At 67.8% G+C, this 24,199-nt stretch carries 19 protein-coding genes and 1 pseudogene; 7 read left to right on the forward strand and 13 right to left on the reverse strand.

All coding sequences use genetic code 11. From position 1 onward, the window contains the following. Nucleotides 1-52: 52 nt before the first annotated feature. Nucleotides 53-448, reverse strand: coding sequence for a sortase (locus tag CXY81_RS06585; RefSeq protein ID WP_104170052.1), 396 nt, complete (start codon nucleotides 446-448; stop codon nucleotides 53-55). A gap of 115 nt (nucleotides 449-563) precedes the next feature. On the opposite strand from CXY81_RS06585, the gene CXY81_RS06590 reads away from it, so the two are divergent. Further along, nucleotides 564-2,030 carry a peptide MFS transporter gene (locus CXY81_RS06590; protein ID WP_104170053.1) on the forward strand — a complete coding sequence of 489 codons (1,467 nt, stop codon included), beginning with the start codon at nucleotides 564-566 and terminating at the stop codon, nucleotides 2,028-2,030. Nucleotides 2,031-2,270: 240 nt separating this feature from the next. Here CXY81_RS06590 and CXY81_RS06595 read toward each other — a convergent pair whose 3' ends face one another. Then, on the reverse strand, nucleotides 2,271-3,584 hold the full coding sequence (locus tag CXY81_RS06595; RefSeq protein ID WP_104170078.1) for an MFS transporter: 1,314 nt from the start codon (nucleotides 3,582-3,584) through the stop codon (nucleotides 2,271-2,273). Between the two features lie 5 nt (nucleotides 3,585-3,589). Continuing rightward, nucleotides 3,590-4,066 carry a MarR family winged helix-turn-helix transcriptional regulator gene (locus CXY81_RS06600; RefSeq protein WP_104170054.1) on the reverse strand — a complete coding sequence of 159 codons (477 nt, stop codon included), beginning with the start codon at nucleotides 4,064-4,066 and terminating at the stop codon, nucleotides 3,590-3,592. Between the two features lie 120 nt (nucleotides 4,067-4,186). Between CXY81_RS06600 and CXY81_RS06605 the strand changes: the two genes are divergently transcribed. Next, the gene (locus CXY81_RS06605; protein ID WP_104099911.1) at nucleotides 4,187-5,038 is read left to right on the forward strand and encodes an alpha/beta fold hydrolase; all 852 of its coding nucleotides are present in this window, start codon (nucleotides 4,187-4,189) and stop codon (nucleotides 5,036-5,038) included. A gap of 9 nt (nucleotides 5,039-5,047) precedes the next feature. Continuing rightward, complete coding sequence (locus CXY81_RS06610; protein WP_104170055.1) at nucleotides 5,048-6,097, forward strand: biotin/lipoate A/B protein ligase family protein; 1,050 nt, start codon at nucleotides 5,048-5,050, stop codon at nucleotides 6,095-6,097. 23 nt (nucleotides 6,098-6,120) lie between these two features. On the opposite strand, the gene CXY81_RS06615 is transcribed toward CXY81_RS06610, so the two are convergent. Then, nucleotides 6,121-6,453 (reverse strand): GNAT family N-acetyltransferase, encoded by a 333-nt coding sequence (locus CXY81_RS06615; RefSeq protein ID WP_104099909.1) that lies wholly within the window; start codon nucleotides 6,451-6,453, stop codon nucleotides 6,121-6,123. Nucleotides 6,454-6,487: 34 nt separating this feature from the next. On the opposite strand from CXY81_RS06615, the gene CXY81_RS06620 reads away from it, so the two are divergent. Both CXY81_RS06620 and CXY81_RS06625 read left to right on the forward strand, forming a co-directional pair. Next, the gene (locus CXY81_RS06620; RefSeq protein WP_104194367.1) at nucleotides 6,488-7,498 is read left to right on the forward strand and encodes a site-specific DNA-methyltransferase; all 1,011 of its coding nucleotides are present in this window, start codon (nucleotides 6,488-6,490) and stop codon (nucleotides 7,496-7,498) included. Next, nucleotides 7,495-8,356 (forward strand): annotated as a pseudogene (locus CXY81_RS06625) (LLM class F420-dependent oxidoreductase). The gene CXY81_RS06620 and the pseudogene CXY81_RS06625 overlap by 4 nt, the downstream one beginning before the upstream one ends. Nucleotides 8,357-8,466: 110 nt before the next feature. Here the strand turns inward: CXY81_RS06625 and CXY81_RS06630 are convergent. The 8 genes from CXY81_RS06630 to CXY81_RS06665 all read right to left on the reverse strand — a co-directional run bounded on the left by CXY81_RS06630 (nucleotide 8,467) and on the right by CXY81_RS06665 (nucleotide 20,660). After that, a complete protein-coding gene (locus CXY81_RS06630; protein ID WP_104194368.1) occupies nucleotides 8,467-9,495 on the reverse strand; it encodes a LacI family DNA-binding transcriptional regulator in 1,029 nt (342 codons plus the stop codon). A gap of 40 nt (nucleotides 9,496-9,535) precedes the next feature. Then, nucleotides 9,536-10,948, reverse strand: a complete 1,413-nt coding sequence (locus CXY81_RS06635; RefSeq protein WP_104194381.1) for a GH1 family beta-glucosidase — start codon at nucleotides 10,946-10,948, stop codon at nucleotides 9,536-9,538. A 41-nt stretch (nucleotides 10,949-10,989) separates the two neighbouring features. Next, on the reverse strand, nucleotides 10,990-11,832 hold the full coding sequence (locus CXY81_RS06640; RefSeq protein ID WP_104170059.1) for a carbohydrate ABC transporter permease: 843 nt from the start codon (nucleotides 11,830-11,832) through the stop codon (nucleotides 10,990-10,992). Beyond that, a complete protein-coding gene (locus CXY81_RS06645; protein WP_104099904.1) occupies nucleotides 11,829-12,815 on the reverse strand; it encodes a carbohydrate ABC transporter permease in 987 nt (328 codons plus the stop codon). The genes CXY81_RS06640 and CXY81_RS06645 overlap by 4 nt, the downstream gene beginning before the upstream one ends. A gap of 112 nt (nucleotides 12,816-12,927) precedes the next feature. Continuing rightward, complete coding sequence (locus tag CXY81_RS06650) at nucleotides 12,928-14,205, reverse strand: ABC transporter substrate-binding protein (protein WP_104170080.1); 1,278 nt, start codon at nucleotides 14,203-14,205, stop codon at nucleotides 12,928-12,930. 140 nt (nucleotides 14,206-14,345) lie between these two features. After that, on the reverse strand, nucleotides 14,346-17,831 hold the full coding sequence (locus CXY81_RS06655; RefSeq protein ID WP_146067635.1) for a hypothetical protein: 3,486 nt from the start codon (nucleotides 17,829-17,831) through the stop codon (nucleotides 14,346-14,348). A gap of 205 nt (nucleotides 17,832-18,036) precedes the next feature. Then, the gene (locus CXY81_RS06660) at nucleotides 18,037-18,717 is read right to left on the reverse strand and encodes an NAD(P)H-binding protein (RefSeq protein WP_104194370.1); all 681 of its coding nucleotides are present in this window, start codon (nucleotides 18,715-18,717) and stop codon (nucleotides 18,037-18,039) included. Between the two features lie 164 nt (nucleotides 18,718-18,881). Beyond that, a complete protein-coding gene (locus CXY81_RS06665; RefSeq protein ID WP_233194027.1) occupies nucleotides 18,882-20,660 on the reverse strand; it encodes an MDR family MFS transporter in 1,779 nt (592 codons plus the stop codon). 92 nt (nucleotides 20,661-20,752) lie between these two features. Here CXY81_RS06665 and CXY81_RS06670 point away from each other — a divergent pair, with 92 nt between their 5' ends. Both CXY81_RS06670 and CXY81_RS06675 read left to right on the forward strand, forming a co-directional pair. Next, nucleotides 20,753-21,610 carry a M15 family metallopeptidase gene (locus CXY81_RS06670; RefSeq protein WP_233194028.1) on the forward strand — a complete coding sequence of 286 codons (858 nt, stop codon included), beginning with the start codon at nucleotides 20,753-20,755 and terminating at the stop codon, nucleotides 21,608-21,610. Between the two features lie 155 nt (nucleotides 21,611-21,765). Beyond that, nucleotides 21,766-22,476 carry an amidase domain-containing protein gene (locus tag CXY81_RS06675; RefSeq protein WP_104194371.1) on the forward strand — a complete coding sequence of 237 codons (711 nt, stop codon included), beginning with the start codon at nucleotides 21,766-21,768 and terminating at the stop codon, nucleotides 22,474-22,476. Nucleotides 22,477-22,559: 83 nt separating this feature from the next. On the opposite strand, the gene pgm is transcribed toward CXY81_RS06675, so the two are convergent. After that, entirely contained in the window at nucleotides 22,560-24,176 is a 1,617-nt protein-coding gene (gene pgm / locus CXY81_RS06680) for a phosphoglucomutase (alpha-D-glucose-1,6-bisphosphate-dependent) (protein WP_104194372.1), read from the reverse strand. Nucleotides 24,177-24,199 lie beyond the last annotated feature (23 nt).

Here is a 24,199-nt window from a genome sequence, read left to right on the forward strand (position 1 = left end):
GCGCTGACCGGGCCTGGTCACGGCGGCGGGCTCCGTGCGAACGCAGAGGATCTCAGATGAAGAGCAGCACGATGCCGAGCACGCCGGACGCGGCACCGATGCCGAGCAGGATCAGGCCGGTCAGGCGCAGTGCCCGGCCCTCGGCCTCCGGGGTGTGGGTGCGGCACCGGGAGGGGGTGCGGAGGCTGAACCAGACCGGCACGTCGTCGCCGGGCGCGAGCCCGTGCGTCTCGTGTGTGTTCGCCGGGCACTCGTGCACCTCGCCGTCACGGTCGAACCAGCGGATGACCGTTCCGGCCCGGGAGGACGCGATGACGCCATCCGTCAGTACCCAGCGACCCTTCACGCCGCGCGCGACGAGACCGGCCGCGAAGAGCGCCCCGCCGACGGCCAGGCCGACCAGGGTCAGCACCTCGCTGAGGAGGGAAATGAGCGAGTAGGCGTCCACGTGGCCCCTTCCCGGTCGTCGTAACGGTACGGGCAAAATCGTACCGCGCCACCGGACCGGATGCCGCGACCCGGCCGATGCCCCCAGGTCTGGGGGCACACGGTAAGGTCAAGCAATGAGCTCGGCTGTTGAACAATCCCCCACCCGCGACGACCGAAGCTTCCTCGGACAGCCTCGCGCCCTCGCCAACGTGTTCGGCGTCGAGATGTGGGAGCGGTTTTCGTTCTACGGGATGCAGGGCATCCTGCTGCTCTATTTGTACTACTCCGCGGCCGACGGCGGCCTCGGGATCCCGCAGGCCACCGCGGCAGGCATCGTGGGGGCCTACGGCGGCGGCGTCTACCTGTCGACCATCCTGGGAGCCTGGGTGGCCGACCGCCTGGTGGGCTCGGAGCGGGTGCTCTTCTTCAGCGCCATCGTGATCGCGGTGGGGCACGTGGCGCTCGCGCTCCTGCCGGGCCTCGGCGGCGTGGCGACCGGGCTCATCCTGATCGCGCTGGGCAGCGGCGGGCTCAAGGCCAACGCGACCAGCGTCGTGGGCGCGCTCTACGCCAAGGACGATCCTCGGCTCGACGCGGGCTTCTCGCTCTTCTACCTCGGCATCAACCTGGGTGCCTTCTTCGGGCCGGTCCTGACCGGCCTGCTGCAGACGACCCTCGGCTTCCACTACGGGTTCGGGCTCGCCGCCGTGGGAATGGCGATCGGCCTGGTGCAGTACTCCTTCGGCCGCAAGCGCCTGCCGGCCATCGTGCACGAGGTGCCGAACCCGCTGCCGGCGTCGCGCCACGCCGGCTACCTCTGGGCCGCGATCGTAACGATCGTCGTGATCGTGGTGCTGGTCCTGCTCGGCGTGATCACGGCATCCGGCCTGGTCACCATCGTTATCGCGCTGACCCTGATCGCCACGGTCTCCTACTTCGTGGTCATCCTGCGTAACCGTCAGATCACCGCCCTCGAGCGCAAGCGCGTCTACGCGTTCATGCCGCTGTTCGTGGCCAGTGCCGCGTTCTGGTCCCTCTCCCAGCAGCAGTTCACGGTGGTGACCATCTACGCCGACGAACGGCTCAACCGCGACGTGTTCGGCTGGGAGCTGCCGGTGTCGTGGGTGCAGTCGTTCAACCCGGTCTTCATCATCCTGCTCTCGGGTGCCTTCGCCGCGCTGTGGACGCGCTGGGGTTCGCGTCAGCCGTCCACCCCGGTCAAGTTCGCGTTCGGCACCGTGCTGATGGGTTCCGCGTTCCTGCTGTTCCTCCCGTTCGTCGACGGCGGCGCGAATTCGACGCCACTGATCGCGATGATCGCGATCCTGTTCGTGCTCACGGTGGCGGAGCTTCTGATCGGGCCGGTCGGCCTGGCCGTCACGACGCGGCTCGCCCCGGAACTCTTCAAGACCCAGATGGTCGCGCTGTTCTTCCTCTCGATCGCCCTGGGCACCGCGGTGTCCGGCTGGCTCGCCGAGTGGTACACATCGGTGTCGGAGACGGTCTACTTCAGCGTGATCGGCGGGGTCGCGATCGTGCTCGGGCTGTTGCTCGCACTGATCGCCCGACCGATCCTGCGGCTGATGAACGGCGTGCGCTGACCGGCATCCGTCAGCCGAGTGGGTGCCAAGCGATTCGTTGTGTTGCGCCCCACAGGTTCAGAGCTGGCTGCACCGCGCGGACTCTGTTCAGCAGGGGGGGGCGGTGTCCGGTGTTGAACCAATTCGACGGAGAATCTGAGCGAAACCTGCTTTTTCGGGCCTTATGGCAACGATTTGGGCAGAATCTCCGTCGAATTCGTTCGGGGAGAACTGCCGCCAGGCTCGTCAGGTCTCACTCCGCTAGCGCGTCGCCGTGGCCTCGACGATCGCGATTTCGCGGGTGGCGGTCTCGGCGGTGCGGCCGTCTCCGTCGTGGTGCACCCGCACTCGTGGGGTCACGCCCCGGCGGAACCGTACCCGCAGGCTGCGGTAGCGCACCATCCAGAAGAGCACCGCCCCTGCCGCGAGGAGGCCCGAGAGCGCGGCCACGCCGAGCGCCCAGCGCGGGCCGAACTGGTCGGCTACCCAGCCCACCAGGGGCGCCCCGAGTGGCGTGCCGCCGGCGAAGATCGCCATGTAGAGCGCCATCACCCGGCCGCGCATGGCCGGCCGCGTCGTGGTCTGCACGTAGGCGTTCGCGGTGGTCATCAGGGTCAGCGAGGACAGGCCGACGAAGGTCAGGGAGATCGCGAAGGTCAGGTAGTTGGGCATCACCGCGGCCACAGCGCAGGACAGGCCGAACGCGAAGGATCCGACGATGACCAGACGCAGCCGCGGCCGGCCGCGACGGGCGGCCATCAGCGCCCCCGCGACGGAGCCGATGGCCATGATCGAACTGAGCAGCCCGAACTCGCTGGCACCCATGCCGAACTCGACCGTGGCCATCGTCGCCGTGAAGATCGCGAAGTTGAAGCCGAAGGTGCCCACCAGGAAGACGGTGATCAACACGACGATGATGTCTGGCCGGCGGGACACGTACCGGAAGCCAGCCATCAGCTGTCCCCGCTCGCGGGAGGCCCGCGGCTGCGGCCTCAGCTGAACGGTGCGCAGAAGAGTCATCGCGAGCACCGTCGCCGCGAACGTCGCCGAGTTGATCATGAAGACCCAGCCGGCGCCGACGGCGACCGTGAGCAGCCCCGCGGCGGCCGGCCCGATCAGCCGGGCGCCGTTGAACGATGCGGAGTTGAGGGCCACGGCGTTCGGGAGGTCGTTGTCGGAGACCAGCTCCGACACGAAGGTCTGGCGAGCGGGGGCGTCGATCGCCGCGACGATCCCGAGGCCCAGGGCGAAGAGGTAGACGTGCCACAGCTCCGCGACGCCGGTGACGGTGATCACACCGAGGCCGAGGGCGAGCAGGCCCATCAGGGTCTGCGTCAGGATGAGCAGTCTGCGCCGGTTGAACCGGTCCGCGATGAGGCCGGACCAGGGCATCAGCACGAGCTGGGGCCCGAATTGCAAAGCCATCACGATGCCCACCGCGGTGGCGTTGTAATCGGTCAGTTCGGTCAGCACGATCCAGTCCTGGGCCGTGCGCTGCATCCAGGTTCCGATGTTCGACACGAGGGCCCCCGCGAACCAGATTCGATAGTTCGGGATGCTCAGGGAGCGGAACATGTTGTTCAACTGTTGGCGAGTTCCTTCATGATGTCGACGGCCTCGGTGAGGATCCGGTGCTGGTCGGGGCTGAGCGTGACGATGCGCTGGGCGAGCCAGGCATCCCGGCGTTTGCGCGTCTCCCGCATCAGGGTGCGCCCCTGGTCGGTCACCGTGAGCACCACCTTGCGGCCGTCGTCGGCAGAGCCGGCCCGGTTCACGAGGCCAGCCTCGACCAGCGCGTTGACCGTGCGGTTCATCGACGGCGGCGTGACCCGCTCGCGTTCGCTGAGCTCGCGGAGGGTGAACGGGCCATGGAAAAACAGGGTGCCGAGTGCCGAGAACTGGCTCGAGCTGAGCTCATTGTCGGCCTTCTCCTGCCGCAGGCGGCGGGCCAGCCGGCCGTTGGCCAGCCGGAAATCGTGACTCAGCTCGGCTACCGTCGCACGTCGACCAGGGGAGACCTCCGGCACAAGCACGTGAGATGTCGGTGAAGATTCCATAGCTACCCACCCTAACCACTTAGCCTCGCTAAGTATTCCCTGCTCGCAGCCTAGTTCAGGATCGACGGCAAAGAACCGGAATCCAGAGACGCGCGGGGCGAGTCCTGCCAGACTGGCCTCGTGCCTACCTACACGGATGACTTTGGCGTCTCGATCACGTATTTCACCTGGCCGGTCGATCGCCCGCGGGCCATCGTGCAGCTCGCTCACGGGGTCGGTGAGCATGCGCAGCGGTATGCGGAGCTCGCCACCCGACTGAACACGGCCGGCTACACGGTCTACGCCGACGATCACCGCGGCCACGGCCAGACCGGAGTGCACCAGTATGACGGCGACCTGTCCCGCCTCGGCCGCCTCGGCCCCGGCGGACTGCGCGCGGCAGTGGCCGGCGTACGCCAGCTGAGTGGGATCATCCGCGCCACTCACCCTGACCTGCCGCTCGTGCTGCTCGGCCACAGCTGGGGGTCCTTCATGGTGCAGATGATCGTCAACGCGCACGCCGCCGACTACGACGCGGTCGTGCTCAGCGGCACGGCCTACCGGATGCCCGGCTACCTGGACAGCGGCGACCTCAACCGCCGACACAAGCACCTCGGCGACACCGGGGTGGAGTGGCTCAGCCGCGATCCAGAGGTGGCCCGCGCTTTCATCGCCGACCCGCTCACGACCACGACCCCGCTGGCCAAGCTGTTCGGGCTGCGAGAGGCGGCGCGCCTCTTCGGCAGGCCGGGCCGCGACCTGCCGCCGGGCCTGCCGCTGCTCATCCTGGTCGGCGGTGACGACATCGTGGGCGGGGAGCGCAGCGCTCGCAGGCTGGTTCGGGCCTATTCCGGGCGGTCGGGACTTCGGGACATCCGGGTCATCACCTACCCCGGTGCCCGTCACGAGGTGTTCAACGAGACGAACCGTGAGGATGTCTTCGACGACCTGATCGGGTGGCTGGCCAAACGTTTTGCCGTGCGCGCCGATTAGGCTGGCGTCATGCACGGTGAATATAAAGTTCCAGGCGGCAAGCTCGTCGTCGTCGATCTCGATGTCGTCGACAACACGATCGTCGACTTCCGGCTGGCCGGTGATTTCTTCCTCGAACCCGATAGTGCGCTCGGCGACATCAACGCGGCCGTGAACGGCCTGTCCGCCGACAGCGACGCGGTCAGCATCGCCGCCGCAGTGCGCGCCGCGCTCCCGGCTCATGCCACGCTGCTCGGGTTCTCGCCCGAATCGGTGGCGGTGGCCATCCGTCGCTCCCTCGCCCAGGCCAGCGGCTGGCGCGACTACGAGTGGCAGCTGATCCACACCAAGGCTGTCGCTCCCGTCATGCAGATGGCGCTTGACGAGGTGCTCGCGATCGAGGTCGGCGAGGGGCGCCGCAACCCCACGCTGCGGATCTGGGAATGGACGGAGCCGGCCGTCGTCATCGGCAGCTTCCAGTCCCTGAAGAACGAGGTCGACCCGGTCCAGGCCGCCAAGCACGGCTTCACCGTCGTGCGCCGGATCAGCGGCGGCGGCGCCATGTTCATGGAAGCCGGCTCGGTCATCACCTACTCGATCTACGCACCGACCGACCTCGTTCAGGGCATGACGTTCGCTGACTCCTATGCATTCCTCGACGAGTGGGTGCTCACGGCGCTCAAATCCCTCGGCATCGACGCTTACTACCAGCCGCTGAACGACATCACGAGCCCCAAGGGCAAGATCGGCGGGGCCGCGCAGAAACGTCTCGGCAGCGGCGCCGTGCTGCACCACGTCACCATGAGCTACGACATGGACGGCGACAAGATGGTGCAGGTGCTCCGCATCGGCCGGGAGAAACTCAGCGACAAGGGCATCACGAGCGCCGCGAAGCGCGTCGACCCGCTGCGCAGCCAGACCGGCCTCAGCCGGGATGCGATCATCGACCGGATGAAGGCGACCTTCACCGGGCTCTATGGCGCCGTCGCCGGTGAGATCACCGAAGCGGAATATGCCAGGGCGACCGAGCTGGTAGAGACCAAGTTCGGCACCGAGGAGTGGATCGGGCGGGTTCCCTAGGCCACGGGCCGTCAATACGCGGGCTACCGTCCGCGCGTGAGCAGGTCCTGGTACTCGGCGTGCAGGTCGATCCAGCGCACAACGTAGGGGCACACCGGCACGACCGTGAGCGTGGTGCGGGTGCGAACATCGTCGAGCGCCTGCTCGACGAGGATGCCCGCCAGCCCTTCGCCCCGGTGCGCCGGGTCCACCTCGACGTGGGTGAACAGCACATCCTGGCCGGCGACCTCGTAGTCGGCGAAGCCCACGGTGGTGCCGGCGAGCTCGAGCGTGTACCGGGCCAGGGCCGGTTCGTGGCGGAATACGACCGAGTCGGATTCCCCGGTCGTTTCCGGGGATGCTGCATCTGGTGTCATCCCCTCAGCGTAGGCTGCCTGACACAATGAAGGAATGCCGATCGCGTGGTCTCCCTCCTCCCCCAGCCGTGTCGTCCACGCGAACAACCTCGAGGTTCTGCCGCAGCTGCCCGACGCGGCCTTCACGCTGATCTACCTGGACCCGCCGTTCAACACGGGGCGCAAGCAGAACCGGCAGACCACGACGTCGGTGCGCGCACCGGCGAGCCCGGTATCCGTCGCCCTGGGTGCGGACGCCGCGGGCATCATCACTGGTTTCAAGGGCCAGCGGTACGAGCGGATCAAGGGTGACCTGCTCGGCTACGACGACCAGTTCGAGGACTATTGGGCCTTCCTCGAGCCGCGCCTGATCGAGGCCTGGCGCCTCCTGTCCGATGACGGCACCCTCTACCTGCACCTCGATTACCGCGAGGCGCACTATGCCAAGGTGTTGCTCGACGCCCTCTTCGGCCGGGACTGCTTCCTGAACGAGCTGATCTGGGCCTACGATTACGGCGCGAAGTCGAAGAACCGCTGGCCGACCAAGCACGACACGATCCTGGTCTACGTGAAGAACCCGGCCCGGTACTACTTCGACTCGACCACGGTCGACCGCGAGCCCTATATGGCGCCCGGTCTGGTCACCCCCGAGAAGGTCGCGAAGGGCAAGCTGCCGACGGATGTCTGGTGGCACACGATCGTGTCGCCCACCGGCAAGGAAAAGACCGGTTATCCCACCCAGAAGCCCGTCGGCATCCTGCGCCGTATGATCCAGGCGTCCAGCCGCGAGGGGGACTGGGTGCTCGACTTCTTCGCCGGCAGCGGCACGACGGGCGCGGTTGCCGCGGCCCTCGGCCGCCGCTTCGTGCTGGTGGACCAGAACCCCGAGTCGATCCAGGTCATGCGCACGCGCTTCGCGCTGCTGCCCGCGGTGGAGTTCCTGCCCGGCGGATTCGAGCCGGCCGCGCCCGAGCCGGCCGCGCCCGAGCCGGCCGCGCCGGAGCCGGCCCAGCCGGCGCTGTTCGATTTCGGCGCCGACCGGCCCGGGGCAAGGCTGGGAGCATGAGACTTCGCATTTTCACCGAACCGCAGCAGGGTGCCTCCTACGACGACATCCTCGCCGTGGCCCAGGCCACGGAGACGCTCGGCTTCGACGCGTTCTTCCGCTCCGACCACTACCTCGCGATGGGAGACCCGGCGCATCCGCCTGGGCACTTTGGTCTCGTCGGTGACCTACCGTCCGCCGGGGATCCTCGCGATCCAGGTGGCGCAGGTCGACCAGATGTCGGGCGGGCGGGTCGAGCTCGGCCTCGGCACCGGCTGGTTCGAGCAGGAACACCTGGCCTACGGCATCCCGTTCCCGGCCAGGCGGTTCGGCATGCTCGAGGAGCAGCTGGAGATCGTGACCGGGCTCTGGGAGACCCCGGTCGGCGACCGCTACAGCTTCGCCGGCGAGCATTACACGCTCGTCGACTCGCCCGCCCTGCCCAAGCCAGTGCAGGCCCGCATCCCGGTGATCGTGGGCGGTGGCGGCGCCAGGCGTACCCCGGCCCTGGCTGCCCGCTTCGCCACCGAGTTCAACCTGCCGTTCCCGGATTTCGCGGATGTCCCGGCCAAGTTCGCCGGCGTGCGCGCTGCATGCGCGGCCATCGGTCGCGATCCCCGTGAGCTGGTGTACTCGGCGGCGCTGATCGCCGTCGCGGGCGCGGACGAGGCCGACTTCATTCGCCGGGCCGCGGCCGTGGGCCGGGAACCGGCCGAGCTGCGGGCGCACGGCGTGGCCGGCACGGCGTCCGAGGTCGTGGACCGCCTCGGCGCCCTCGCCCACGACGGGGTCGAGTGCGTCTACCTGCAGATCATGGACCTGTCCGACCTCGACCACTTGGACTTCATCGCCCGCGAGGTCATGCCTCAGCTGGCCTGACCGCCCTGCCCGTCCCGCCGGTATTGCCGGTGCGCGGGTGCTGCGCCGCTACGCTGCCGGCGCGCCACGCGCGCAACGGCGCAGCACCCGTACCGGGGAAGCCGCGCGTGTCACGCCGACTCGCGTAGCACCAAACGGGTCGGCATGAGGGTGCGGTGCGGCATGCTCTCGTCGGCGGCGAGCCGGCGCAGCAGGATGTCCGCCATCGCGTAGCCCATTTCCTCGGAGGGCTGGCTCACCGTGGTCAGCGGCACCGGGCCGCTCGTCGCGGCCGGGCTGTCGTCGAACCCGACGATGGCCACGTTGCCGGGCACAGAGCGGCCGAGCTCACGCAGCACATCCACCGCCCCGGTGGCCATCAGGTCGCTCGCCACGAAGAGGCCGTCGATGTCGGGGCACCGCTCCAGCAGCCGGCGGGTGGCTGCCGCGCCACCGGCGGCCGTGAAGTCGGCGAGTTCGACGGCATCCGTGGGCAGCCCGGCCCGCTCCAGCGTGCGCTCGAACCCGGTGAGGCGGTCGATGCCGGCCGGCATGTCCACCGCGCCGGCGATCGAGCCGATGCGGCGGCGCCCGATGTCGACGAGGTGCTGGGTGCCCGTCTCGGCACCCGCTGCGTTGTCGACGTCAACGAAGTAGGCGGCGAGGTTGTCCGCGTTCGACGGCCGGCCGCCGAAGACCACCGGCATGGTCTTCTCGAGTTCGGCCACGAAGTCGTCGCCGGTGTGGTGCGAGATGATGAGCGCCCCGTCGACGTTGCCCGAGCGCAGGTAGCGCAGAGTCTTGTGCCGTGGGTCGCTCGACGCGACGAGCAGGTTGAGCGTGTAATCACTTTGGTCGAGTCGGCGGGTGATGCCCTGCACGACCGCGGCGAAGTAGGGGTCACCGAAGAACCGCGTCATATCCTCAGGCACGACCAGGGCCACGGCCTCGGTCTGCCGGCTCGCGAGCGAGCGGGCCGCCCGGTTCGGAACATAGTTGAGCTGGTTGATGGCCTCCGTCACCGAGGCGACGATCTCCGGGCTGACCCTGGTGGACCCGTTCACGACCCGGCTCACCGTGGCCCGGGAAACCCCGGCCACCTCGGCCACCATTTCCAGGGTGGGCTGCGAAGGACGGACCTGGCGCACACTCGTTATCATGACGCCATTATATTTTGCCCGCATCCCTCGCGGTTCCGGTTCAGGAGAGGGCGCGGTTGCGGATGATCTCGGCGTAAGCTCGACCGCTGTCCTTGACGGTGCGCTCCTGGGTTTCGTAATCGACCCGCACGATGCCGAAGCGCTTCTCGTAGCCCCAGGCCCACTCGTAGTTGTCCATCAGCGACCAGTAGAAGTAGCCCTTGACGTCGACTCCCTCATCGATCGCGTCGAGGATGGCGCCCAGGTGGTCGGTCAGGAATTCGGTGCGCCGGGTATCCGGAACACTGCCGTCCGCGGCGACGACGTCGTCGAACGCCGCGCCGTTCTCGGTGACGTAGAGGCTCGTGCCGGTCGGGGCGGCGTAGTCGGTGTTCACGCGAACGAGCAGTTCGCGCAGCCCGTCGGGCTGCACCTCCCACTCCATGGCGGTCAGCGGCAGCCCCTGCGGGTGGTCGTAGACGCCGTCGGCCGCCGGGAACGGCGACCGGGTGGGGCGGTCGGTCGGGGCCTGGGCGAGCAACGGATGTTCGGCCGGGCGATCACTGACCAGGTCGCCGTGGTAGTAGTTCACGCCGAGGGTGTCGATCGGCTGGTTGATCTGGGCAAGGTCTCCCTCGTGGATGAAATCGGTGAGCCCGTACTCGGCCACGTCCTGGAGCACATCCTCCGGGTAGAAGCCGCGGAAGACCGGGTCGAGGAAGATCCGGTTGAACTGCCCGTCGATGCGGCGCGCGGCATCCACGTCGCCCGCATGCGTCGGATCGACCGGCTTGGCGACGGTGAGGTTGAGCGTGATGCCGAGCTCGAGCTTCGAGTCGCGTTCGCGTAGCGCCTCGACGGCGAGGCCGTGCCCCAGGAGCAGGTGGTGTGCGGCGGCCAGGCCGTCCCGGGGGCTCTGCCGCCCGGGCGCGTGGGCGCCGCCGGTGTAGCTGAGGAAGGAGGAGCACCACGGCTCGTTAAGAGTGGTCCACACGCCCACGCGGTCGCCGAGGGTGTCGTGCACGGTGAGGGCGTAGTCCCGGAAGCGTGCGGCGGTCTCGCGGTTGGTCCAGCCGCCCTTCTCCTCGAGGGCCTGCGGCAGGTCCCAGTGGTAGAGGGTCAGCCACGGCTTGATGCCGGCGCCGAGGAGCTCGTCGACCAGGCGGGAGTAGAAGTCCACGCCCTTCGGGTTGACCGGCCCGCCGTCGGGACGCACCCGGGCCCAGGAGGTGGAGAAGCGGTAGGTCTGCAGCCCCAGGTCCTTCATCAGGGCGACGTCGCCCTGATAGCGGTGGTAGTGGTCGCAGGCGACGTCGCCGTTGTCGGCCTTGAGGACAGCACCCGGCACGCGGCTGAACGTGTCCCAGATGGAATCCGTGCGGCCGTCCTCATGGGCGGCGCCCTCGATCTGGTAGGCGGCCGTCGCCGCCCCGAAGAGGAACTCGGGCGGGAAGGAACGTACGTGTGAGGTCATACCCATATTCTCGGTGATTGTTTCGAGTGTTTCGAACGAGGTCATCCCTTGACCGCGCCCTGCATGATTCCGGCCACGAGCTGCTTACCCAGGAAGATGAAGACCAGGATCAGCGGGATGATCGAGAGCACCACGCCGGCCAGCACGAGCGAGTAGTCGACGTAGAAGGCGGCCTGCAGCTGCTGCAGTGCAACCGGGAGGGTCGGGTTGCCGGGGCCGAGCACGATGAACGGCCAGAAGAAGTTGGTCCAGGTGCCGATGAACGTGAACAGGGCGAGCATCGCCGCGGCCGGGCGGGCGGCCGGGAGACCGATGTGCCAGAAGCTGCGGATCATCGACGCTCCGTCCATGCGCACCGCCTCGATCAGCTCGTCGGGCAGTGCGTCGCGCAGGTACTGGGTCATCCAGAACACGCCGAACGCGGTCACCATGGCGGGCGCGATGACGGCCCAGAGGCTGCCGGTCCAGCCGAGCCTCGACATGACGATGAACAGGGGCACGACGCCGAGCTGGGTCGGCACGGCCATGGTCGCGATCACGAAGATGAGCAGACCTTCCCGGCCGCGGAACTTCAGCTTGGCGAAGGCGTAGCCGGCGAGCGTCGAGAACATCACGACGCTGAGCGACACCACGGACGACACGATGATGCTGTTGCCGAGCGCCGTCCAGAACGGGATGCTGTCGATGACCGTGGCCGCGTTGGCGATGAAGTTACCGCCCGGGATCCACATCATCCCGTTCTGGTTCAGCGCGGAGGCATCCTGGCTGCCGATCAGGAACGACCACCAGATCGGGAAGGCCGAGCCGAGGAGAACCGCGATCAGAATGCCGTAGACCCAGAGGGACGGCCGACGGTCGTGCCCGCCGATGATGGTCTTGCTCATGAGATGCCTTTCGCGCGGACGCGCAGCTTGCGGTCGCCGGTGCCCGCGATGCGACGGGTGATGAGGAAGTTGATGACAGCGATGAGGATGATGATCAGGAACAGGAGCCAGGCCACGGCGGACGCCCGGCCGAAGTTGCGCTGGTTCCAGCCGAGTTCGTAGATGTACAGGGTGAGCGTCTGCCACTGGCGACTGGCTCCGCCCTGGCCGACGTTGTCGAACATGCGCGCCTCGTCGAAGATCTGCAGCCCGCCGATCGTCGAGGTCAGGATGACGAAGATGATGATCGGTCGCAGCAGCGGCAGGGTGATCGACCCGAAGGTGCGCCAGCGGTTGGCGCCGTCGATGATGGCGGCCTCGTAGTAGTCGCGCGGGACGGCCTGCATGGCGGCGAGGAAGATGAGGGCGTTGTACCCGGTCCAGCGGAAGTTCACCATTGTGGCGATGGCGAGGTGGCTGGGGATCACGTCGACGTGCCAGCGCACGGGCTCGAGGCCCAGGCTCATGATCGCGCTGTTGATCAAGCCGAACTTGTCGCCGAAGAGGTCGTTGAAGATGAGTGCGACGGCGACCGGGGCCACGACGTAGGGGAGGAGCACGCCCATGCGCCAGAAGGTCTTTCCGCGCAGGTTGAAGTCGAGCACGGCGGCGATGCCGAGCGCGACGATGATCTGGGGGATGCTCGAGAGCAGGAAGATGCTGAAGGTGTTGCGCAGGGAGTTCCAGAAGTATCCCTGGCTCAGCACCGTGACGAAGTTCTCCAGGCCGACGAAGTCGCCCTGGCCGCCGATGAGGTTCCAGTCGTGCACCGACACCCACGCCGTGTACAGCAGCGGGAAGAGGCCCATGACGGCGAAGACGAGGAAGAAGGGGGAGATGTAGAGGTAGGGCGAGAAGCGCACATCCCAGCGGCTCAGTGTGTGGCTGAGGGCGATGCGGCGGATGCTGCGGGCATTCACCTCGACAGCGGCAACGGTAGTCATGAAAGTCCTTCGGTGGTTGAGCTTGTCGAGGCCCGGGTGAGCCGGTCGAGACCGAGGTCGGCCGGCCGGGACCAGGTGGTCTCGACCGGCCCGACCGGCGGGGTGGTGCTGGTTAGCCGAGCGACTCGACGTCGGTGACCCACTGAGCCCACGACTCGTCAGCCGTCATGGTGCCGTCTTCGACGCGGGTGAGCGCCTGCTGCATGGCGTCGTTGATCGCGAAGTAGAACTCGCCCTTGTACGGGGTCACGTCGACAGCGGCGGCGCGGTTGGCAAGGATCTCACCGGTCGGCGCGTTGTTGAAGAACTCGTTCGTGGCGCCGAGGAGTTTGTCGCTCTCGAGGGCTTCGAGCTGGCTCGGAAACGTGCCCTTGGACGCGAACGCCTTGAGCTGCTGCTCCGGGGCGGTCAGCCAGGAAGCGAGCTTCTGGGCCTCGGCCTGGTTCTTGGATTGCTCGGGAACGGTCAGGTACGAGCCGCCCCAGTTGCCGCCGCCGCCGGGGAACGTGTCGGCGATGTCCCAGCCGGCGACGCCTTCAGCGTTGCCGGAGATCACGCCGAGCATCCAGCCCGGGCAGAGCATCGTGGCGAAGCCGTCGTTCTGGAAGCTGGCGGTCCAGTCGTCGCTCCACTGTCCGAGGTGCGCGGACAGTGTGCTGCTGGCCTCGAGCACGCTCGTGTAGGCCTTCTTCACCTCCGGGTTCCCGGTGGCGATGATGGTGCCGTCTTCTTCTTCATAGGCGTTGGGGATCTGGTTGACGACGCCCTGCCAGGTGGCTCCGGCAGAGTCGAACCACGGCACGTTCGTGCCGGCAGCAGCGAACTTCTCACCGGCTGCGTAGTAGCTCTCCCAGCTGGTGCCGAGGAGTGCGGCGACCTCGGCGCGGTCGGTCGGAAGACCGGCGGCGGCGAACAGGTCGGAGCGGTAGCAGACGGCTTCCGGACCGATGTCGGTGCCGTAGGCGATCAGGCGGCCGTCGGCATCCGTCGCGGCCTCGGTCTTCCAATCGAGCCAGCGCTCGTCGACGTCGTCAGAGGCGAGGTCGATGAACTGGTCGGAGTATTGGAGCAGTTCCGGCAGCCAGTCGACCTCGATGGCCTCGACGTCGCTCAGGCCGCTGCCTGCGGCGAGACGGGTCGTGAGGTTGTCGCGGGCCTCGTTGGAGGTGGCGGCCTTCTTGTGCGTGATGGTGACGTTCGGGTTGGCCTTCTCGTACTCGGCGAACAGGTCGTCATAGCCGAATTCGTTGAACGTCGCGACGGTCAGTTTGACGTTTTCGTCGGTCGACTGCTCTCCGCCGGCGTTCGCTGAACAACCGGATAGAACCAGTGCGAAGGATGCTGCTCCGGCGACTGTTACTGCAAGTGTGGTGCGCGGGAAACGCTTCACGGTCACTCCCTTGTGTGCGTGCTGATGGGTGGATGCAAGGCCGCTCTCATGGTGCCGTGAGAGCGCTCTCACGTGGTGGTGCTTACGTTAGTGCGCGCATCGGTGGTTTGTCAAGAGAGCGCTCTCTCCTGGTGCGGCGGTCAGAGTCCGTCGTGGTCCGGTACGGTCACCGTGAGGGAGCGCACCCGGCCGTCGCGGCGGAAGACGCTCGCGCTCACGTCGGCGTCGAGCGTGCCGCCAGGACCGGGCACCTGGGCGCCGTCGGTGAGGTGCGCGACCATCTCGAGCGGGCCGCCGCGGTGGAACACGACCGGGACCTGACAGAACGTGAACGCGAGCGTGTCCGCGGGCAGCTCGACGCTGTGCTGCTCGCCGAGGACATCCCGGTAGGCGAACGTGCCGGGAGCCGTGGTCCACTCGCCGGCCCGCAGCAGGGTGGGCCGCAAACGGATGCGACCGTCTTCGACCCGCAGGCCGAGCTCGCCCAGGCGGGTGAGCACCTCCTCCTTGACCTGCCCGGTCATCCCCGGCTGCCGGGCGCCCTGGCCGGCGGGCGTGTGCGAGTAAGGATCGGTGGGGAACGCACCGTAGGTGAGCGGATCCTTGCGGTAGCCGATGCCGGCACGCACGTCCTCGTACGCCGCCATCAGCCCCTGGATCGAAGTTTCATCCGCCTGCTCGGCGACGGCCCGGTCGAGTGTCTCCTGCACCGCGAGCAGCAGCTTCGCGACCATGTGCCAGTAGATGCTGCCGAGGCCCTCATAGGCGAAGAACGAGCCGGAGCGCCCGGTGAATTCCGCATGCCGGAAGACTTCCTCGAAGATGGTGAGCAGTTCCGCCCGGTCCTGTTCCACGGCGCCCTGCAGCGCCGGGTCGGCGCTGAGCCGGTCGAGCGCCTCCGAAACGCCCCTGGCGTTTCGGATGTGGGCGGCGAAGTGCAGGTCGCCCTGAACATCGCGCACAACGATGCTGCGGTCGCCGGCAGCGATGAGGCGCAGGGCGAGAGGGCAGTCGGCGGCCCGTGCCGCACTGAAGGTGTTGCGGGCGAGGAAGGACGAAAGGTCCTTGTCGGGATAGAGGATGTAGCTGTGCTGGTCGGCGCGGTACAGCCGGCTCGTGCGCAGGGCACCGAGCAGGTCCAGCGTCTCTTCCGGGCCGAGCAGGCCGGAGGAAAGGATGGCGACCTGGCCCTCGAGCATCTCCGCGAGCCGTCGCACATCGGCCCCATCGTCCCCGAACTCCAGCACGTTGTAGGAGTGCACGAGCCCGTCGTCCCGCCGGTTGGCGTGCAGGCCGGACTCTATGAAGCGTCGAGCCAGATCGAGCAGTTCGGCGACGTCTCCCGCGGCGACCGTCGACCGCTCCCCACCGAACCCGGCGTAGACCCGCTCGCGATAGGCGGTCCCTGCCTCGCCCAGGCCGTCCATCACGGCCCGGCGGCGAGTGGAATCGAACCCGCCGGCCAGGCCATCCGCATGCTCGAAGAGCACGTCGCGCACCGCGGTGAGCAGTCCGGCGAGCTCGCTCGAGAGCTCGACGTCGACGGTCAGGAGGTCCTGCACGAAGACGAGGTAGCGGCGCAGATAGGCGAGGGTGACCACCGACAGGCCACGGCCGACGAGCGCGTTGTTGGCGTCGTTCCATTCCGGGCGCTGGGTCGTCATCCAGATGCCGCCGTCCGGCACCAGATTGACGAGCTTGGCCAGCAGGAGCAGCAGCACCTTCTCGGCCAGCGTTACCCGCACGAGGTCGCCGTCGGCACCGTGCACGAGCCGACCGTCCGAGCCCTCCTCGGCGACCCGCCGCGTGATCGTGCGCTGCCGCTCGTCGTCGAAGGTGATGGTGTTGTACGGGTCCGTGAGGATGTCCGCATAGGCGGCGATCCGGTACGGCACGTCGGCGTGGGTGAAGGCCGCCCGGTTGATGAGCGCGTCGAGGCGCCCCGGGTGGAAGCGGCGGGAGGTCTCGAGCAACTTGAGCAGGTAGATGATCTGGTGGTCGCTCCAGTAACCGATGTTGGCCCAGGGGTCTTCGGGCTCGGGGACCTCCCAGTCGATGCCCTCGCGAGAGATCCGGTACGGGTTGTAGCCGTCGGCGGTCGTGGCGTCAAGGAAGATCGTGACCATCGACTCCACGAATTCGGGGAATGACCAGGCCAGCGCCTCCCAGTTCTGGAAGATGTCCCGCCAGTTGCCTTGGTATTCCAGGCGACGGATGCCGCTCTCGTCTTTCAGAACGATCCGGAACTGATTCCACGGCCGGCTCGGATCGCCGTGCCGGCGGCTGAACGTGAGCGGCAGGTATTCCGTGGCGAGGCGCCACAGGTCTACGTCGCCGTGCTCCTGGGTGATGGCGATGAGTTCGTCGGCGCGCAGCCGCTCGGGCAGCGCCGCCAGCACGCCGGCGCAGCGCTGGGCGGTCGACTGACTCCGCTGCATGATGAACGCCCGCACGTCGCTCGACTCCACCGTGTAGCCCTCGGCCGGAACGCCGCCGCGCATCGTGTTGAAAAGCACGTTGGCGGTGTGGTGGATGGTCGCGAGCTCGTCGCCGCTGTGCTGGGCGGCGTCGGTGGCCGCGAGGATCGTCTCCAGGTCGGACCGGGTGCCGACGATGTCGGCCGCGAGCTCCTCGGCGAGCCCGGCAGGATCTCGCAGCTTCTCGCGCAGGGCGACGACATCGGCCGCGTCCTGGTTGACGTCGGCGACGATCTGCCAGCGCTGCGTGCTTCCGGGGGCCAGCGTGATCCGCGCGTGCACGAGGTAAGCGCCGCGCTGGCCGCGGACATCCGTCTCGGCGGTGATGCCCCGGCCCCGGGCGAAGGCAGCCACCTGGCTGATCGAGAGCAGGTACTCGGCGTTGCCCAGCCCGACCTGCCAGGCCACGTTGGCCTGCAGCGACTCGCTGGGCTCGGCGAGGTCGGAGAGCGTCGCGTTCAGTGTCAGCAGCCCGAGGCCCGTCGAAGAGTCGAGTTCGGCCCGCTTGTAGGCGTCCAGCAGCACGCTCAGCTCGTTCTGCGTCTTCTTGAGGGCTCCGGCGGGAAGGATGTTCACCAGGCCGTCGAGGAGGTCGACGTCGAGCGTTTCGCCGAGCGAGGTCAGGGCGCAGCTGCGCACGACGCCGAAGCGGGCACTCGTCTGCCAGGTCACGCGCAGGCGCAGGCCGAGATCCGGGCGGGTCTCCTCGAAGACCAGGGTGGTGCCGAGGGCGTCCTTGTACAGCGTGCGCTGCACGGCCTGATCGCCGGGACGCACCTCCGCGAACGGCTGCCAGTGAATCCCGGTCCCGTCGGGGTGTCGAACGAGCAGCACGCTGAGCCCACCGGTTCGGCCGCCGCTCTCGGTGACCTTGTCGTCGGTGTAATACGGGAACAGGGCCCGATCGGCGTCGACCCGTCCTGCCGTCAGGCCGCCCGTGCTCGAGATGAAGAGCCAGACGTTGCTCGCGCCGACGAGGGTCATGAAGAACGGCGGCATCTGGTCGTAGGCCTCGATCCGGTAGAACCGGCGTCCGTCCAGATCGACCGGTCCGCCCCGGACGGTGCCCTCCGCAGGGTCAGTGCCCTCTACGGGGTCGAACGGCATCTCGCCCCGGACGGTGGGCTGAATGATGGTCTCGAGGGGCATGCGATCCTCCATTGAATTCACTCCGGCGGATGTTCCGGCCGGCGAGTGCTCCACCATCTCACTAATGAGAGCGCTCTCACAGACTGCCAGACATCTACCGCGCATTCAAGCGCCGGCCCTCCGCGGTGTTGTGCGGAGGGCCGGCGCTGTGTCGGCTGAAGGTGCACCGGGTCGACCGGCGGGGGCCCGCCTGGCGGCCGAAGCCTTAGGCGAACGCGGCTACGGCGACAGCGACGGGTTCGTCGCCGGAGACCAGGTGCAGCACCCGGCGCTCGGCGGCGCCGGTCTCGATGAGTGCGGCCAGCACGGCCGCGACGTCCGCGCGGGGCACAGTCGCGCGATCTTCCGGCAGGCCGGGGCCGGCCGGGTTCAGGCGCACCAGTCCGGTTCCTGCGTCGTCGACGAGGCCGCCGGGGCGAACGATCGTCCAGGCCAGGGACCGAGCGATCAGGTCTTCCTCGGCCGCCAGTTTGGCCTGCAGGTAGCCCAGGAAGTCCGCCGGGACATCCGCCGGGGTATGACCGTCCCGCACCTTCTCGGTGCCGGTCGACGAGATCTGGATGAAGCGCCCCACGCCGGCGGACTCGGCCGCGTCGGCCAGTCGCACGGAGCCGCCGAAGTCGACGGCCTGACGGCGCTCCTCGCTGCCGTCGGCTCCGGCGCCCGCGGCGAACACCGCGACGTCGGCACCGGCCAAGAGGTGCGCCACCTCGGCCGATGAGGTCTTTTCGAGGTCGATCACCACCGGAACGGCTCCGTCAGCGACGAGGTCCGCCCTCTGTTCCTCCGAGCGGATCAGCCCGAGGACCTCGTGGCCATTCTTCGTGAGCTCCCGCGTGAGCTGCCGAGCGATTTTTCCATGTCCACCTGCAATAACAATGCGCATTACCGGTACAACGCCCCGACGGCCCCCACAATTCCCCACGCCCGGACCGGGCCATCCGTGACTGCGCGCCCTGTGCGCATTCGACGGAGATTTTGCCACAAAGTGACGATTTGAGGCCTAAACGGGGCGGTAGGAGCAAAATCTCCGTCGAATTCGTTCGGGTGCTAGCGGGGCTGGGTGCGGGCCTCGCGCTCGAACTCGTCGACGTCGATCCCCGGCTCGACCAGGGCGCCCATCCTGTCGGCGGCCCGCTGCGCGTCCCGGGTCAGCTCGGCCTGCGCGGTCAGCTCGGCCGCGTTCTCGTCCGCGGCCTCCTGCAGGGCGGAGGTGTTGCGCAGCGGCGGCGCCGTGAGGAAGAAGCTCAGTACGAATGCGACCAGCACGACGGCCAGGCTCACCCAGAAGACGGTGACGGATGCGTCGTTGAAGCCGACGAGGAACGGCTCCGCGAGCCGCGGGTCGGCCGTGTTGAGGAACGAGGTGTCGCCGTCGAGGGCGCCGCCCACGCTGCCCGGGTTGGCCAACAGTGCCAGGATGCCGGTGTTCGCCGGGTCGGCCTGCACGGCCGGGTCCGTTGCAGCGTCCCTGACCCCGGAGACGATGGTCGGGTTGTCGAAGGCCGCGCCGATCGTGTCGGGGATGCGGGTGAACAGCACCGAAAAGAGCACGGCGGTGCCGAGCGTGCCGCCGATCTGGCGGAAAAACGTCGAGGCGGATGTGGCCACGCCGATATCCCGAGGGCCGACCGAATTCTGGCTGGCGATGGTGAGCGTCTGCATCAGCTGGCCGAGGCCGAGGCCGATCAGGAGCATCCCGGCCATCATGAATCCGACCGGCTTGTCGGCGGTGGCGAATGTGAAGAGCAGGAAGCCTGCCGACATGAAGGCAGTGCCGATGGTGGGGAACATCTTGTAGCGCCCGGTACGGGCGATCAGCTGGCCGCTCACAATGGAGGAGATCATCAGGCCCGCGATCATCGGCAGCATCAGGAAGCCGCTCTCCGTCGGGGTGGCCCCGTTCACGAGCTGCAGGTAGAGCGGCACCGTCATCATGGCGCCGAACATGCCGAAGCCGACGAAGACGCCCAGGATGGTCGCCATCCTGAACGTGGACGAACGGAACAGTTTCAGCGGGATGAGCGCGTCGTCGCCCATCAGCCGCTCGGCGAGGATGAAGGCCGCGATGCTGAAGAGTCCGATCACGTAGCAGGCGATCGAGGGGATCGAACCCCAGCCCCAGGTGCGGCCCTGCTCGGCCACGAGCAGCAGCGGCGCGGCAGCAAGGATCACGGTCACCGCTCCCCACCAGTCGATGCGAACGGGCCGGGCGAAGTGGGGAACGTGTAGAAACTTCAGCACGATTGCGAGGGCGATGATGCCGATCGGAAGGTTGATCAGGAAGACCCACCGCCAGCCCGTGATTCCGAGGATCGTGTCCGAGCCCGACAGGACGCCGCCGATGAGCGGGCCGATCACGCTGGAGACCCCGAAGACGGCCAGGAAGTACCCCTGGTATTTCGCCCGCTCCCGGGGTGCCAGCATGTCGCCCATGATCGTCAGGGGGAGAGCCATCAGGCCGCCGGCGCCGAGCCCCTGGATGGCCCGGAAGATCGCGAGCTCGTACATCGAGTTCGCCAGGCCGGCCAGGAGCGAGCCGATGAGGAAGATCGTGATCGCGATCAGGAACAGCGGGCGGCGCCCGAAAATGTCGCTGAGTTTGCCGTAGATCGGCGTGCTGATGCACGACACGATCAGGTAGGCGGTCGTCACCCAGGCCTGCAGCGCCATGCCGTCGAGGTCGTCGGCGATGGTGCGCATCGATGTTCCGACAATGGTCTGATCGAGGGCGGAGAGGAACATTCCGGCCATCAGTCCGAAGATGACGAAGAGAATCTGCCGGTGGGACATCAGCGGCGGGGCGGCGAGAGAGGGAGAAGTTTGCATTGTGCGCAAAGTTACACGATGGGCAAACAATCTTCAAGCGGCTGCGGGCCGTCGGAGGCTGGGGGAGCCCGCTCCGGTCTAGGCTCAGCATCGTGTGGGCAGATCGGGCAGTGGGGGTCGCGCATCCGTTCCGGCGGAGGCGTATCGTCGTGCTGTCCATCGTCATCTCTGGACTCGCCGCCGGTGCGGTGGCGGCCGGAGCCCTGACCGGGGAAACCGCGCCGCCCGTCGTCGGTTCCGCCGTCGCTCCGACGCTGATTGCCCGTGCCGAACCGAGCCCCACCCCCACCCCGCCTCGGGCCGCCCCGACAGGTTCCCCGGAGCCGGCCGTGATGCCTACCTTTGACCGTTCCGCCCGCTCACTCGACGACCCGGCGAGCCTCTGGGTCGTCGTTGACAAGACCCGCCCGCTGAACCCCTTCGACTACGCTCCGACCGACCTCGTCGACGTCCCGGTGGCTCACGTCTGGAGCCCGCAACTTCGCCGGGAGGCGTCGGACGCAACCGTGGCCCTGTTCTCCGCGTTCGAGGCGGAGACCGGGCTGAAGCTGCAGTCCCACAGCGCCTACCGGAGCTTCGCGGCCCAGGTGATGGTCTACGACGCGGATGTCGCCGCGAACGGACAGGCGTTCGCCGACACCAGCACGGCCCGGCCGGGAACCAGCGAGCACCAGACCGGTCTGGCCATCGACATCAGCGCACTGCCCGGGATCTGTTCGCTGGATGCCTGCTTCGGCGACACCCCACAGGGGCAGTGGCTTGCCGGGAATGCCTGGCGTTTCGGGTTCCTGCTGCGCTACCCGGCCGACAAGGTGGCCATCACCGGCTACGGCTACGAGCCCTGGCACTTCCGCTACATCGGAACGGAACTGGCCACGGAGATGCACGCCACCGGCACCGCCACCCTCGAGGAGTTTTTCGGGCTCCCGGCGGCTCCCGGCTACCACTGATCCCGTTCCCCGATCCCGTTTCCTGATCGGCGCAGGGCCGGTGTGTCGTCCACCCGGGCATTTCCCGGATAAGTGTGATTATCTAGAAACCGTCCCCCGAACGGGGCGTGTCTGCCACACCCCCCCGGTGGCACCCCGAACGAAGAGAGAAATCTGTGGTTCTGACCCGACGCTTCCGCATCGTCGCTGCCGTACTCGTTCTGGGCGGCCTCGTGGCCGGAACGGCCGCCGTGGCCGGGGTGACTGGGGACGAAGCCGTCGTCTCGGCGACTCCGACCCCGGCTGCTGACTCCACGCAAACGGCGCCGAAGGCCGATGCGGTCGAGTCTGACGCGACGGCCCCAGATCGGGTCGCCCCCGCGGAGGCCGCAGAGCCGGTTCCCATCGACGCCCAGGTGCAGGCGCAGGTGAGTTACATGCTCGCCCACTGGACCGACTACAACACGGATGACTACGGCGTCATCACCGACAACGACTGCGTCAATTTCACCAGCCAATCCCTGATCGAGCGGGGCTGGACCATGGACGACCAGTGGTACGCAGAGGGAACCGGCTCCGACTTCGACACCTCGTCACCGTGGATCAGCTCAACCGCGTTCCGGGACTACGTCGCGCAGTCCGGCCGCGCCACCGCCCTGACGGATGACCAGCGCGACCAGGTCAAGCTCGGCGACGTCGCGCAGTTCGACTGGGACAACTCCGGGGACCGCGACCACACCGGGGTCGTCACCCGGATCGAGGGGTCGGGCGACGACATCCAGATCTACTATGCCGGCCACACCGACGACACCGACTTCCGGTCGGTCGACTACGCGATCACCGAGAAGCACCCGGGCGCCACGGCGTACTACTGGAGCATTCCCTAGGTACCGAAGCACTCCCTACTGCTGATCTCCGGTCCCGACAGGCTCGACCGCCGCGGTGGTCAAGCCGGTCCGGATCAGACGCGTCAGGCGATGGCGCCGTCGACGATGGCCTTTGCCTCGATCTGCACCTGCTTCAGGTGTTCCGGGCCCGTGAAGGACTCGGCGTAGATCTTGTAAACGTCCTCGGTGCCACTCGGCCGGGCCGCGAACCAGGCGTTCTCGGTGACGACCTTGACGCCGCCGATTGCCGCACCGTTGCCGGGAGCGTGACTCATCTTGGCGATGATCTTCTCGCCGGCGAGTTCGGTGGCCGTGATGGCGGCTCCGTCGAGCTTGGACAGCTGCGCCTTCTGGGCGGGCGTCGCGGCCGCGTCCACGCGAGCGTAGGCCGGGTCGCCGAAGTGCTCGGCCAGCTCGGCGTAGCGTTGGCTGGGCGTCTTGCCGGTCACGGCAAGAATCTCCGAGGCGAGCAGGGCCAGCAGGATACCGTCCTTATCGGTGGTCCAGACGGTTCCGTCGAAGCGCACGAAGCTGGCGCCGGCGCTCTCCTCGCCGCCGAAGGCGACCGAGCCGTCGATCAGGCCCGGAACGAACCACTTGAATCCGACCGGCACCTCCCAGAGGTCGCGGCCGAGGAAACCCGCGACGCGGTCGATCATGGTGGAGGAGACGAGCGTCTTGCCGATCGCGGCATCCGCCCGCCAGCCTTCGCGGTGGCTGTACAGGTAGTCGATAGCCACGGCCAGGAAGTGGTTCGGGTTCATCAGCCCGCCGTCGGGGGTGACGATACCGTGCCGGTCGGCATCGGCGTCGTTGCCGGTGACGATGTCGAACTCGTCCTTGTGGGCGGCGACGGATGCCATCACGGACGGGCTCGACGGATCCATCCGGATCTTGCCGTCCCAGTCCAGGGTCATGAAGCGCCAGGTGGGATCGACGTGGGGGTTGATCACGGTCAGGTTGAGCTCGTAGCGGTCGCGAATCGCACCCCAGTAGCCCACGCTCGCGCCGCCGAGCGGGTCGGCTCCGATACGAATGCCGCTGGCCTTGATGGCGGCCATGTCGATGATGTTCTCAAGGTCATTCACGTACCCACCGCGGAAGTCGTAGGTCTCGACTGCGTTGGGCTCGCTTTTTTTGACATCATTGAGCCCGGCGGCGATGAGTTCGTTGGCCCGGGCGGCGATCCACGAGGTGGCGTCGCTGTCGGCCGGTCCGCCGTGCGGCGGGTTGTATTTGAAGCCGCCGTCGGAGGGCGGGTTGTGGCTCGGGGTGACCACGATCCCATCGGCCTCGTCGTTGTTCCCGGCCCGGTTGTAGGCCAGGATCGCGTGAGAGAGGGCCGGAGTAGGCACATAGTCGTCGAACTCGTCGACCAGCACGCGCACGCCGTTCGCGACGAGCACTTCGAGGGCGGTCGTATAGGCTGGCGCGCTCAGGGCGTGCGGGTCGGTGCCGATGAAGAGCGGCCCGGTGATGCCCTGCATGGCGCGGAATTCAACGATCGCCTGCGTGGTCGCGATAATGTGGTCTTCATTGAAGGCCGTGTTGAGGGAGCTCCCTCGGTGACCGGAGGTGCCGAAGGCCACTCGCTGGCCGGGCACCGTGACATCCGGTTTCAGGTCGTAGTACGCCTTCACCAGCGCTTCGACATCGACAAGGTCAGATTCCAGGGCCGCTGTGCCCGCGCGTTCGTTCATGGTGTCCAGTCTTGCACTGCAAC

It is taken from the genome of Cryobacterium sp. M25 (genome assembly GCF_002929635.1).
Taxonomy (GTDB): Bacteria; Actinomycetota; Actinomycetes; order Actinomycetales; family Microbacteriaceae; genus Cryobacterium; species Cryobacterium sandaracinum.

Coding starts and splice junctions, on each gene's coding strand:
- CXY81_RS06590 (WP_104170053.1), top strand. CDS start 564: ATGAGCTCGGCTGTTGAACAATCCCCCACCCGCGACGACCGAAGCTTC.
- CXY81_RS06595 (WP_104170078.1), bottom strand. CDS start 3,584: ATGTTCCGCTCCCTGAGCATCCCGAACTATCGAATCTGGTTCGCGGGG.
- CXY81_RS06600 (WP_104170054.1), bottom strand. CDS start 4,066: ATGGAATCTTCACCGACATCTCACGTGCTTGTGCCGGAGGTCTCCCCT.
- CXY81_RS06610 (WP_104170055.1), top strand. CDS start 5,048: ATGCACGGTGAATATAAAGTTCCAGGCGGCAAGCTCGTCGTCGTCGAT.
- CXY81_RS06615 (WP_104099909.1), bottom strand. CDS start 6,453: ATGACACCAGATGCAGCATCCCCGGAAACGACCGGGGAATCCGACTCG.
- CXY81_RS06620 (WP_104194367.1), top strand. CDS start 6,488: ATGCCGATCGCGTGGTCTCCCTCCTCCCCCAGCCGTGTCGTCCACGCG.
- CXY81_RS06630 (WP_104194368.1), bottom strand. CDS start 9,495: ATGATAACGAGTGTGCGCCAGGTCCGTCCTTCGCAGCCCACCCTGGAA.
- CXY81_RS06635 (WP_104194381.1), bottom strand. CDS start 10,948: ATGACCTCACACGTACGTTCCTTCCCGCCCGAGTTCCTCTTCGGGGCG.
- CXY81_RS06640 (WP_104170059.1), bottom strand. CDS start 11,832: ATGAGCAAGACCATCATCGGCGGGCACGACCGTCGGCCGTCCCTCTGG.
- CXY81_RS06645 (WP_104099904.1), bottom strand. CDS start 12,815: ATGACTACCGTTGCCGCTGTCGAGGTGAATGCCCGCAGCATCCGCCGC.
- CXY81_RS06655 (WP_146067635.1), bottom strand. CDS start 17,831: ATGCCCCTCGAGACCATCATTCAGCCCACCGTCCGGGGCGAGATGCCG.
- CXY81_RS06660 (WP_104194370.1), bottom strand. CDS start 18,717: ATGCGCATTGTTATTGCAGGTGGACATGGAAAAATCGCTCGGCAGCTC.
- CXY81_RS06665 (WP_233194027.1), bottom strand. CDS start 20,660: ATGCAAACTTCTCCCTCTCTCGCCGCCCCGCCGCTGATGTCCCACCGG.
- pgm (WP_104194372.1), bottom strand. CDS start 24,176: ATGAACGAACGCGCGGGCACAGCGGCCCTGGAATCTGACCTTGTCGAT.